The organism is Georgenia sp. SYP-B2076 (assembly GCF_003991205.1).
Classification (GTDB): Bacteria; Actinomycetota; Actinomycetes; order Actinomycetales; family Actinomycetaceae; genus Georgenia.
Genome location: NZ_RXOZ01000011.1, coordinates 424,735 through 436,867 on the forward strand (window position 1 = coordinate 424,735; position 12,133 = coordinate 436,867).

Genomic DNA, 12,133 nt, shown 5'->3' on the forward strand with positions numbered 1-12,133 from the left:
GGCCTGACGCTACCGCCCGCGCGTCGTCGCTGGTAACGGTGTCGGTCGCCGTGGCGGCGGGTCCGCCGGAGCGGGCCTAACATGGTGCTTCGTGCCGGACATCGCAGGCTTCTCCAAGCGCATGCTGGTCGGGCGGCCGATGCGCAGCGACCGGCTGGGCGCCACGCTGCTCCCCAAGCGGATCGCCCTCCCGGTGTTCGCCTCCGACGCGCTGTCGTCGGTCGCGTACGCCCCCGACGAGATCCTCCTCACCCTCTCGCTCGCGGGCTTCGCCGCGATCACCCTCTCGCCGTGGGTCGGCCTCGCGGTCATCGTCGTCATGATCACGGTGGTCGCGTCCTACCGCCAGACCGTGCACGCGTACCCCTCCGGCGGTGGGGACTACGAGGTCGCCACCGAGAACCTCGGGCCGCGCGCGGGCCTGACCGTGGCCAGCGCGCTGCTCGTCGACTACGTCCTGACCGTGGCGGTCTCGATGTCGTCCGGCGTGCAGTACCTCGCGGCCGCCCTGCCGGCGGCGGCCGGGCACGAGACCACGATCGCCGTGACGCTGGTCGTCGTCCTCGCCATGCTGAACCTGCGGGGCATCCGCGAGTCCGGCACCGCGTTCGCCATCCCGGTGTACCTCTACATGGGCAGCATCGGCCTGATGGCGATCGTCGGCTTCATCCAGGAGGCCGCCGGCACGCTGCGGCCCGCGGCGTCCGCGGCGTTCGAGCTGGCGCCGGACGCCGCCTACGACCAGGGCCTGGTGGGGCTCGCCGGCGCATTCCTGGTGCTGCGCGCCTTCTCCTCCGGCGCGGCCGCACTCACCGGCGTCGAGGCCATCAGCAACGGCGTGCCCTCCTTCCGGCGTCCGAAGTCCAAGAACGCGGCGACGACCCTCCTCCTGCTGGGCACCATCTCCGCCACGATGCTCATGTCGATCCTGCTCCTGGCGGGCGCCACGAACATCCACTTCGCCCAGGACCCCGCCAAGCAGCTCCTCGTGGACGGCCGGCCGGTCGGCGACAGCTACCTGCAGGACCCGGTGATCGGGCAGATCGCGGCCGCCGTCTTCCATGACGTGCCGGTCCTGTTCGTGCTCGTCACCGTCGTCACCGGCCTCATCCTCCTGCTCGCCGCGAACACCGCCTTCAACGGCTTCCCGGTGCTCGGCTCGATCCTCGCCCGCGACGGCTTCCTGCCGCGGCAGCTGCACACCCGCGGCGACCGGTTGGCCTACTCCAACGGCATCATCGCCCTGGCCGTCGCCGCGAGCGTGCTCATCGTGGCGTTCGACGCCGAGGTCACCCGCCTGATCCAGCTGTACATCGTCGGCGTGTTCGTCTCCTTCACCGTCAGCCAGCTGGGCATGGTGCGGCACTGGACGAGGCACCTGCGCACCGAGACCGACCCGAAGGAGCGCACGCGCATGCGGCGCTCCCGGGTCGTCAACGGCTTCGGGCTCGGGATGACCGGCGTCGTGCTCGCCATCGTCCTGGTCACCAAGTTCACCCACGGCGCCTGGATCACGCTCGTCCTCATGGCGGTGCTGTTCGTCACCATGGGCGCGATCCGCAGGCACTACGACCAGGTCTCCCGCGACCTCGCCGTCCCCGACCTCGCGGAGGCGCGGGCGCTGCCGTCCCGGGTGCACGGCATCGTGCTCGTTTCCAAGCTGCACCAGCCCACGATGCGGGCCGTGGCCTACGCGCGGGCCACCCGGCCCTCGACGCTCGAGGCCGTGACCGTCAACGTCGACCCGAACGAGACGGAGGCGCTCCGGAGGGCGTGGGAGGCCGCGGAGATCCCCGTGCCGCTGACCGTCCTGGACTCCCCGTTCCGCGAGATCACCCGTCCGGTCGTCGAGCACGTGCGCGCGGTGCGCAGAGAGTCTCCGCGGGATCTCGTGGTCGTGTTCGTCCCCGAGTACGTCGTCCGTCACTGGTGGGAGCAGGTCTTGCACAACCAGAGCGCGCTGCGGCTCAAGGGCCGCCTCCTCTTCACCCCGGGCGTCGTCATGGCCTCGGTGCCCTTCCAGCTCTACGACGTCGACCACCTCGACGCCCCGGCCGACCTCAGCCGGTCCACCGACGACGCGATCCGTCCGCCGGTGCAGCGATGACCGCGCCCGGCGCCGACGCGCCCGTCGTCACCGTGGGGCCGCCCGCCCACGGCGGTCACTGCGTGGCCCGGCTCGACGACGGACGCGTCGCCTTCGTGCGCCACGCCCTCCCGGGCGAGCGCGTACGCCTGCGGATCACCGAGCAGCGCTCGAAGTACTGGCGCGCCGACGCAGTCGAGGTCCTCGAGGCGTCGGCCGACCGCGTCGAGTCGCCCTGGCCCGAGGCCGGCCCCGGCGGCGTGGGCGGCGGGGAGCTCGCGCACGTCGCGCTGGGCGCCCAGCGCGGCTGGAAGACGCAGGTCCTTGCGGACACGCTCCGGCGCATCGGTGGCGAGCAGGTGGCCGACGACGTCGCCGCGGTCGCCGGGACCGTGCCGGTCGAGGGCCTGCCCGGCGACGACGAGAGCCGCGGGCTCGGCACGCGCACCCGGATCGACCTCACCGTCGATGCCCAGGGCGTCGCCGGCATGCACCGCTTCCGCAGCCACGACGTCGTCGCGCTGCGCGAGATGCCGCTGGCCGACGAGGCGCTGCTGGCGCTCGAGCTCCTCGGGGAGTCCTCGCCGTGGCGGCGCGCCTGGCGCCCGGGCTCCCGCGTCGAGGCCGTGGCCCCGAGCGTGGGCGAGCCGATGGTTCTCGTCGACGGCGAGCCCGTCACGCTGCGTCGGCGCAGCGGACCGCCGCGCCGCAGCGTTCGTGAGCGCGTCACGTCGCCCGTGGGGGACCTCGACTACCGGGTCAGCGCCGCCGGGTTCTGGCAGGTGCACCGTCGTGCGCCCGCCACGCTCGTCGAGGCTGTCCTCGGCGCGGCCGCGCCCGCCGCGGGGCAGCGCGTGCTCGAGCTCTTCTCCGGCGCGGGACTGCTCACGCTGCCGCTGGCCCGGGTCGTGGGGGAGGAGGGCTCCGTCGTCAGCCTCGAGGGCGCCGACGCCGCCGTCCGGGATGCCCGGCGCAACCTGCACGACCACCCGGCGGTCCGCCTCGGGGCCGGTCGCGTGGACGCCGCCGCCGTCCGGGAGATCGGTCCGGGCAGCGACATCGTCGTGCTCGACCCGCCCCGGGTGGGTGCGGGCAAGGAGGTCATGGCCGCGGTGGCCGGGGTGGGCGCCGAGACGATCGTGCACGTCGCCTGCGACCCGGCGGCGCTGGCGCGGGACCTGCGCGCAGCCCGGGAGCACGGCTACGTCGTCCGGACCATCAAGGCCTTCGACCTGTTCCCGCACACGCACCACTTCGAGGTCGTCGCGGCGCTCGGCCGGGCGTAGGAGCGCACGGCCCGCCGGCTCCGGGCAGCCCGTCCAGGTGAGCTGCGCCGTCGCGCCCGGCTGGGCTGCGCCGTCGCGCCCGGCTGGGCTGCGCCGTCGCGCCCGGCTGGGCTGCGCCGTCGCGCCTCCTGCCCTGCTGGCTGCCCTGCCCCACCCCGTTCCGCCGTCGGCCCCGCCTGCAACGCCGTCGCCCGGGCGTGTCGGTGGACACACTCACGCGTCCGAAGTATCTTGATGTCGAGATATCAGTGGTGTGGCTGGCGTGGGACGATGGATCCGGTCGCGCAGGGTGGCGCGAGCCGCCGGCGCCGCACGCCAGCACGAGCCGAGGAGCAGATGTGAGCACAGACAGCTTCAAGTCCAGGGGCACCCTGGAGGCCGCCGGGAAGAGCTACGAGATCTTCCGGCTCTCGGCCGTCGAGGGACTCGAGCGCCTCCCGTACAGCCTGAAGATCCTCGCGGAGAACCTGCTCCGCACCGAGGACGGCAAGAACGTCACCGCGGACCACGTCCGCGCCCTGGCCGAGTGGGACCCGCAGGCGGACCCCAGCACGGAGATCCAGTTCACCCCGGCCCGCGTGGTCATGCAGGACTTCACCGGCGTGCCCTGCGTGGTCGACCTCGCCACGATGCGTGAGGCCGTCACCGAGCTCGGCGGCGACGCCGCCCGCATCAACCCGCTCGCGCCCGCTGAGCTGGTCATCGACCACTCGGTCGTCATCGACGTCTTCGGCCGCGCGGACGCCTTTGAGCGTAACGTCGAGCTCGAGTACGGCCGCAACAAGGAGCGCTACCAGTTCCTTCGCTGGGGCCAGACGGCGTTCGACGACTTCAAGGTCGTGCCCCCGGGCACCGGCATCGTCCACCAGGTCAACCTGGAGTACCTCGCCCGTGTCGTCATGACCCGCGAGGTCGACGGCGTCCTGCGCGCCTACCCCGACACCTGCGTGGGCACCGACTCCCACACCACCATGGTCAACGGCCTCGGTGTGCTGGGCTGGGGCGTCGGCGGCATCGAGGCGGAGGCCGCGATGCTCGGCCAGCCGGTCTCCATGCTCATCCCGCGCGTGGTGGGCTTCAAGCTCTCCGGCTCGATCCCGGCCGGTGCCACGGCCACCGACGTCGTGCTGACGATCACCGAGCTGCTCCGTCAGCACGGCGTGGTCGGCAAGTTCGTCGAGTTCTACGGCGAGGGCGTCGCCGAGGTGCCGCTGGCCAACCGCGCCACCATCGGCAACATGAGCCCCGAGTTCGGCTCCACCGCCGCGATCTTCCCGATCGACCAGGTCACCATCGACTACCTGCACCTCACCGGCCGCACCGACGAGCAGGTCGCCCTCGTGGAGGCCTACGCCAAGGAGCAGGGCCTGTGGCACGACCCGTCCACCGAACCGGCGTTCTCGGAGTACCTCCAGCTCGACCTCTCCACGGTGGTCCCCTCCATCGCGGGCCCCAAGCGCCCCCAGGACCGCATCGCGCTGTCCGACGCCAAGGAGGCGTTCGCCGACGTCCTGCCGCACTACGTCGGTGAGGAGGCTCCCCTCCAGGAGAACAAGCTCGACGAGGCAGTCGAGGACACCTTCCCGGCGTCCGACCCGATCGCCGCCGGCGCCGACGGCATGGACGAGGCCCCGGTCGGTCACCACCTCGGCATCGGCCGCGCCTCGAAGCGGGTCCCGGTCACCATGGCCGACGGCCGTGAGACCGAGCTCGACCACGGCGCCGTGGTGATCTCCTCGATCACCTCCTGCACCAACACGTCCAACCCCTCGGTCATGCTCGCGGCCGGCCTGCTGGCGAAGAAGGCCGTCGAGAAGGGCCTGCAGGTCAAGCCGTGGGTCAAGACGTCGATGGCGCCGGGGTCGAAGGTCGTCTCCGACTACTACGACAAGGCCGGCCTCTGGCCCTACCTGGAGAACCTGGGCTACCACCTCGTCGGGTACGGCTGCACCACCTGCATCGGCAACTCCGGACCGCTGCCCGAGGAGGTCTCGGCGGCCGTCAACGAGAACGACCTCTCGGTCGCGTCGGTCCTGTCCGGCAACCGGAACTTCGAGGGCCGCATCAACGCCGACGTGAAGATGAACTACCTCGCGTCGCCGCCGCTGGTCATCGCCTACGGCCTTGCCGGGACGATGGACTTCGACTTCTCCAACGAGCCGCTGGGGCAGGACAAGGACGGCTCCGACGTCTACCTCAAGGACATCTGGCCCTCCGCCGCCGAGGTGGACGCGACGATCGCCAGCTCCATCGACCGCGACATGTTCACCAACGACTACGCCGACGTCTTCGCCGGCGACGACCGGTGGCGCGCCCTGGAGACCCCGGAGGGGAGCACGTTCGACTGGCAGAGCGACTCCACCTACGTGCGCAAGCCCCCGTACTTCGACGGCATGCAGGCCGAGCCGTCGCCCGTGCAGGACATCACTGGTGCGCGCGTGCTGGCCAAGCTGGGCGACTCGGTCACGACCGACCACATCTCCCCGGCCGGCGCGATCAAGCCGGACAGCCCGGCCGGGAAGTACCTCGCCGAGCACGGCGTCGCGCGCCGCGACTTCAACTCCTACGGCTCGCGCCGCGGGAACCACGAGGTCATGATCCGCGGCACGTTCGCCAACATCCGCCTGCGCAACCAGCTCCTGGAGGGTGTGGAGGGCGGTTTCACGAAGAACCTCCTGACCGGCGAGCAGGAGACCATCTTCGACGCCGCGCAGGCCTACGCCGAGGCAGGCGTGCCGCTCGTGGTCCTTGGTGGCAAGGAGTACGGCTCGGGCTCGTCGCGCGACTGGGCGGCCAAGGGCACGTCCCTCCTCGGCGTCAAGGCCGTCATCACCGAGAGCTTCGAGCGCATCCACCGCTCGAACCTCATCGGCATGGGTGTGCTCCCGCTGCAGTACCCGGCGGGGGAGAGCGCCGAGTCGCTGGGCCTGGACGGGACCGAGACCTTCGACATCGCCGGCGTGACGGCCCTGAACGAGGGCACCACGCCGAAGACCGTCAAGGTCACCGCCACGAAGCAGGACGGCGGAGTCGTCGAGTTCGACGCCGTCGTGCGCATCGACACCCCCGGAGAGGCGGACTACTTCCGCAACGGCGGCATCCTGCAGTACGTGCTGCGCCAGCTCGTCGCCACCGCCTGAGATAACGCTGTGAGCCCGGCCGTTAGCGGCCGGGCAACCAGGGCAGCTGGCCCCGTCCCGGGAATCCGGGGCGGGGCCGGTTGCGTCTTGGCGCCGGGATGGGGAGCGCTCGCTGGATCTCCGGTTTCTGGTCTCCGGATCTGGCCTTGGGATCGAGCCGTGCCGCGCCCCGCCTCGGCCGGGGCGGGACATCGCCCAGTCCCGCCACGGCCGGTGCCGAACATCGCCCAATCCCGTGACACCGGTCGGTATGCCCCCGGCCTGACAGGGCCTGTGCGCGCCGTGCCCCTTCATGGCTCGATGTCGGTGGTCACCGATAGGTTGCACATATGTTCGATAGAGCGAGTTCCAAGGCCCCGGCGGTCGACGGCGCCGTCTCGCTCCGTCCTGGCTCCGGCGCGTTTGCGGTGCTCGGCACGCAGCCGTGCTGTGCAGCCGCCGACTTCGGACGCGGATGCGAGCACCTCGCATCATGGCTGGCCGAGCAGATCGCCGCGGACCGGGAAGTAGAGACCGCGCGACTCGACGAGCTCCGGCCGCTCGGGCACTGGGACCTGGTGGAGCGGGCCGCCGACGGCGACACCGACGCCCGGGCCCTCCTCGGGTGGGACGACGACGGCAACGACGTCGACGACGAGCCGGCCGAGTATGCCGGGATGAGCCTGCGCGACCTTGACGAGGTCTCGACCATCGCACCTCTCCTTGTGCCGGGGCGGTCAGCCCCGCTCGGGGAAGCCATTTCCGGTGGCCTGCTCGCGGAGATGGCACCCGGCGCCGGCCTCGCCGCGATCCTGGACGGCGTCGACGTGGGGGAGGTCGATGCGTTCACGGCTGTCGAGGTCGTCGCAGCACTCAAGCGCCTCGAGTCATGGGCAGGCGCGGGCGCCGCTATGGCGGCCGCAAAGTTGGCGACGAAGCCGGAGATGAGCAGCGACGGACACCCGGCCAACCCGATGAACACCATCATCAACGGGACCGCCGAGGAGCTCGCCATGCGGTTGGGCGTCACCCGCGGCGAGGGGGCACGCATGGTTCAGGTTGGGCAAGGCCTGCAGACCACGTTTACCGACACGGCGGCGGCGGTGCAGGCTGGCGTCATCGACCTTCGCAAGGCCACCACGATCGTGACGACGCTGTGGGACTACCCGGACGCCGTCGCCTGGTGCGCGGAGCAGGAGGTCCTTGAACGCGCGGCCGGCCGCACGGGCAACCAGCTGACCCGAGACTTGGTGAAGGCGTTGATCGCTGTGGATCCAGACGAGGCCGCCCGCCGGCACAAGAAGGCACTGCGCCGTCAGCACGTGACGCACCCCAGGGCCCTGCCGGACGGGATGTCCACGATGTACGTGGTTGGCGGCGCCGAAGACACCGTCCCTTTGGACCTGACCCTCACCGCCTACGCCCAGGCGGCCAAGACCGCCGGCGACTCGCGCAGCACCGACGAGCTTCGCGCCGAGGCTTTGTTCACGCTGGCGGCCGGCGCGCTGACCACCGGGTGGGTCGGCCCGGTGCCCGGCACCACCAGCGGAGCGTGCACGTGCACCGCCGACGACCACGCCCACCGCGCGCCGACCAGCTCCGACGGCACCGCCGCCACGGCTGCCACCGGGGCCACGGCAGGAGCAGCGGGCACCGACATGGACGCAGACACGCACGAAGGCGTCGAGGTCGCTGCCGAGGAGGCCGACCCGGACGGTGACGACGACACACCCGACCGTCTCGCCGCGGGCGTTCACAGTCGTCAGGGAGCAGGGCAGGGCAAGGCGCCGGACCATCGGTCGCGGGCTGGGGCATCGCCGAACGTCGACCCGGGTGGCTCCGATGACCACGACGTCCCCGATCAGCCGCCCGACTCCGTCCATGAGGACCAGCCTCCGGGCACGAGTGTGACCCCTGTCCCAGCCCCCGAACGGTCACTCGCCACGCCAGGTGGCGCAACGAGCGCGGTGGAATCCGGCCATGCCGACATCTCCTGCACGTGCACCGGTGACCTCGGCGATGACCGTCTGCCTCCCCTCCACCTCCTGGTTCGTCCCCGCAAGGGCATGCGTCTCGGTAACCCGACCACGAACCGCACGCAGGTCCGACTCACGTTGCCGCTGAGCGTGGCGATGCCACCGGCTCCCCAGTCACCCGGCGCCGATGCTGCGGGGGCTGACACGACGTCCGCGGTGTACGACGTACCACCGGCCGAGGTCGCCGAACTCTCGGGGTATGGACCCATCACGCCCGACGTCGCTCGGGCGATCGCCCTGGGCGGCACATGGCGCCGAATCGTGACCGACGCGCTCACCGGGGCGGTGCTTGATGTAGGCCGCACCCGCTACAGACCGCCGGATGAGCTCGCCGAGCATGTGCGCCAGCGTGACCGCACCTGCGTGCAGCCGACCTGCTCCGTCCCGGCTGAGCGCTGCCAGCTCGACCACAACCTTTCGTGGTCCCTCGGCGGGGAGACAGCGGACGTCAACCTCGGGCCGCTGTGCGTACGTGACCATCAGCTGAAGTCGTCGGGTCTCTTCCACCTCACGCAGCCCAGCCCGGGCGTCTTCGAGTGGACCACGCCCTCGGGCCACGCCTACCACCGGGCCATCGACGGCACCGTCACCCCGCTGACCAGCAGTCGCCGCGGTCACGACGTACCACCCTTCTAGCGCAAAGGTCCGATCGCACCCACGGCGCCGATGCCGAGGCGCATCCCGCCCGTCACGGTCCCCGAGAGCGGACGCGCGCTCCGCACGCACCGTCATCCCGTCCGAAGTGTCACGGATCGTGCGTGAGGGGAGCGCCGCAGGCCCTGAGGTAGGTTGGCTCGGTGCCGCATGCCCGGACCCTGCTTTCGCTCCTTGACCTCCAACGCTCAGACATCGAACGGCTCTGGCTCGCCGCTGCCGGATGGAGCGACCAGCGTTCGCGACGCCGTTCTCGGTTCACCGATCGGCGCGTCGCCACCATCTTCGACGGCCCGGCGCTACGCACCCGCCTCGCGTACGACACGGCGATCGACGCCGTGGGCGCCCACCGCGTCGATCTGCCGTTGGTGCTGGGGGAGCGCGAGCCGATCAGCGACACGGCGTCCATCCTGTCCGACGCCGTGGATGCCGTCGTCGTCCGTGCGCGCGATCACGAGGCTGTAGTGGCGCTGGCCGAGGCCTGTGACGTTCCGGTCATCAATGCCATGACCGACGCCGGTCATCCGGTCGAGGTCTTTTCGGAGGCGTACAGCGTGCTCGAGCGGCGCGGCCCGATCGATGACGTCACCCTCACTTTCGTCGGCGAGGCGTCTAACATGCTTCGCTCCTGGTGTGAGCTCACGGTCGGGTTCGAGCTCCAGGTCCGTCAGGTCTGCCCGCCCGGGCACGGGCTCGACGAGGAGTTCTTGGCCGACCTGGCGAAGCGCGGTCAGCGGGGGAGTGTTGTCGTGAGCCACGACCTCACCGCAGCCGTCGAAGGGGCCGACGTCCTCTACACCGACGCATGGCCGAAGTCTGCTCAGCGACCAGGCCGGCGCCGCACGACCTTCGAGCCGTACCGCATCACGACGACCGTGCTCGATGCCGGCGGCCCGGATCTCCTCCTCATGCATGCCATGCCGGTACGTCGCGGAGACGAGATCACCGCTGACGCATTCTCCGATCCTCGCTCCATCACCCTCGCGGCCAAACGGAACCTCGCTCCCACCCACGCCGCCGTAGTGGAGCGTGCGTTGTCCGCGTAAGCCGCCACCCGATGTCAGCACCCCATGGCACGCTCTAGAACAAGCGTTCGAGAATTGATTCTCGGATCCGGAGCTCGGGGGAGGACGGCATGTCTGCCGACGACGGTATGCGTGTGCTGGACAGTGAGTTTGCGGGGCTGGCGGAGTGGTTGACGGCGCCGCGACTGGGCGAGTGCGTCATGTGCTTCACCAGCCGCATGCTCGCCGAGAACGAGTGCGACTGGACCCTGCGGTGGGCACTGCGATGGCAGGAAGCCAGGGCTCCACGGGCGACGGCGCTGCGACGCCGCCTGGCGGATCATGGCGCCTACTGCGACTGCGAGATCTTCACCAACGGGTGGCGGATGACGCTCACGCCGAGTGTCGGAACGCTTGCGAGCGATACGCCTCTCGACGGAAACGAGTGCCGCGGCGTGCGTCCGGGGTCGACCCAGCCGTGCGCTCGTTGGGAGCCTCGTCGCCGGCCAGCTTGGTGAACCAAGCGATGCGACCGCGAGAGTGGCGTGGCGGCGGCGGCTCTGCGACGCAACGTCTCGCGTAGCTGGATCCGGTCTGGGCTCGGGTCACATCACTCTCGGCGACGGTGCTCAAAGGTGTGCCGATCACCGAGGCGCATGGTCGTCGCTAGGTCAATCGATGGCGAGCGAGTCCACAGCCTGTGCTGCCCTGTCCGCGTTATCCAGAATTCGCCGTCCGGACGGCGGGTGGACCGGCTGAGCACGCCGACGCGCCTTCTCGTGAGATCAGCTGCGCAGCGTCGCGTTGAGCCGAGCCCCCTGTCGGGCCAGGTGGTCGCGATCAGGGAGGCTGGGCCCCGCTCCTGCTGGTCGCTTGCGAGAACGGGCGAGAACTGATCGGTCATGCTCCGCGAGTTCATGTACGACCCAGAGAGCTAGCCCACACGGCCCCCGAACTCGAGGGCTCCTCGCCGCGCGGAACGGCCAGCACGACTGGAGCCCCAACGCCAGGGGAGGGTGAGAGGGCACGGCGATGCTGATGCATCCACCGTATGCGCAGGCTTACTTCTGACATAATGTGCATTATCGGATTGCAAGGGTGCGAGAGCTCCGGTCGGAAACGTTGAGCACATCCCCGCAGGCCAGGCCGCAAATGCGGGAAGCTCACGATGGCGCTGTGGGCCGACCCGCCGGGTAGAGCCTCGCCAAGTCGCGCGACGGCACGAACGCTCTTTCACGCGAGCGGTCTCGCACTCATGGCGCAGGAGACGTTGGCGTGGCGCAGCGAGAACCCACATCTCAGGCGACGATGCGTCCTGGTGAGCGCCCTGAAGCCCTGAGCGAACTAGCCCGTGGCGAGCCGAGAACGGGCGCGTCCCTTGATCGTCTCGATGACCGCAGTCTTGGCATCGGCGTACGCGTTCATGTCGGGCCAATCGCGTCTCGTCAGATCCCGCTTGGTGGCCTCGTAGAGCTGGCGGTCCGCCTGGTCGATCCGCAGGTGGTCCCGCAGAAGGAGATAGTCACCAGCTGCGGGGTCGTCGAGCTCGAGGATGTGAATGTGCACATCGCGCTGCTCGGTACGAACCATTCGATGACCCGGCTCACGAACGCGCAGCACATAACCTGATGCGACCAACGGTTCGAGATAATCCTCTTCCGCGGTGATGTCGGCCACCGTGACCAAGATGTCGATGATCGGCTTGGCGGCGAGACCAGGGACCGACGTCGATCCGATGTGGTCGACTGCGACCGCGGTGCTCCCAACCGCATCTCGCACACGAGCCTCATGCACGGCGTACTGGCTCCCCCACGTTGGATCGTATTCGGCGAGGAACAGCTCGCGCTTCTCCACGCCGCCAACAAATTCAACTGCGGTCACGTCGTCCCGACGCCGCATGCGGATCTTGCGAGGCTCGCCCATTGGCACGAGGTTACTCAGCCGACTC

At 70.3% G+C, this 12,133-nt stretch carries 7 protein-coding genes; 6 read left to right on the forward strand and 1 reads right to left on the reverse strand.

The genetic code is table 11. The features are described from left to right. Positions 1 to 121 precede the first annotated feature (121 nt). From EJK16_RS06765 to EJK16_RS20580, 6 genes are all read left to right on the forward strand, one after another. The gene (locus tag EJK16_RS06765; protein WP_205739653.1) at positions 122 to 2,107 is read left to right on the forward strand and encodes an APC family permease; all 1,986 of its coding nucleotides are present in this window, start codon (positions 122 to 124) and stop codon (positions 2,105 to 2,107) included. Beyond that, positions 2,104 to 3,372, forward strand: a complete 1,269-nt coding sequence (locus EJK16_RS06770; protein WP_127127580.1) for a class I SAM-dependent RNA methyltransferase — start codon at positions 2,104 to 2,106, stop codon at positions 3,370 to 3,372. The genes EJK16_RS06765 and EJK16_RS06770 overlap by 4 nt, the downstream gene beginning before the upstream one ends. A gap of 338 nt (positions 3,373 to 3,710) precedes the next feature. Beyond that, positions 3,711 to 6,512, forward strand: a complete 2,802-nt coding sequence (gene acnA, locus EJK16_RS06775; RefSeq protein ID WP_127127582.1) for an aconitate hydratase AcnA — start codon at positions 3,711 to 3,713, stop codon at positions 6,510 to 6,512. Positions 6,513 to 7,168: 656 nt separating this feature from the next. Next, positions 7,169 to 9,163: an HNH endonuclease signature motif containing protein gene (locus EJK16_RS06780; protein ID WP_127127584.1), complete on the forward strand. Its 1,995-nt coding sequence runs from the start codon at positions 7,169 to 7,171 to the stop codon at positions 9,161 to 9,163. A 161-nt stretch (positions 9,164 to 9,324) separates the two neighbouring features. After that, complete coding sequence (locus EJK16_RS06785) at positions 9,325 to 10,227, forward strand: ornithine carbamoyltransferase (RefSeq protein WP_127127586.1); 903 nt, start codon at positions 9,325 to 9,327, stop codon at positions 10,225 to 10,227. Between the two features lie 179 nt (positions 10,228 to 10,406). After that, positions 10,407 to 10,703, forward strand: coding sequence for a DUF2695 domain-containing protein (locus tag EJK16_RS20580; RefSeq protein ID WP_370275986.1), 297 nt, complete (start codon positions 10,407 to 10,409; stop codon positions 10,701 to 10,703). 826 nt (positions 10,704 to 11,529) lie between these two features. Here EJK16_RS20580 and EJK16_RS06795 read toward each other — a convergent pair. Next, positions 11,530 to 12,108 (reverse strand): GrpB family protein, encoded by a 579-nt coding sequence (locus tag EJK16_RS06795; protein ID WP_127127590.1) that lies wholly within the window; start codon positions 12,106 to 12,108, stop codon positions 11,530 to 11,532. Positions 12,109 to 12,133: the final 25 nt, after the last annotated feature.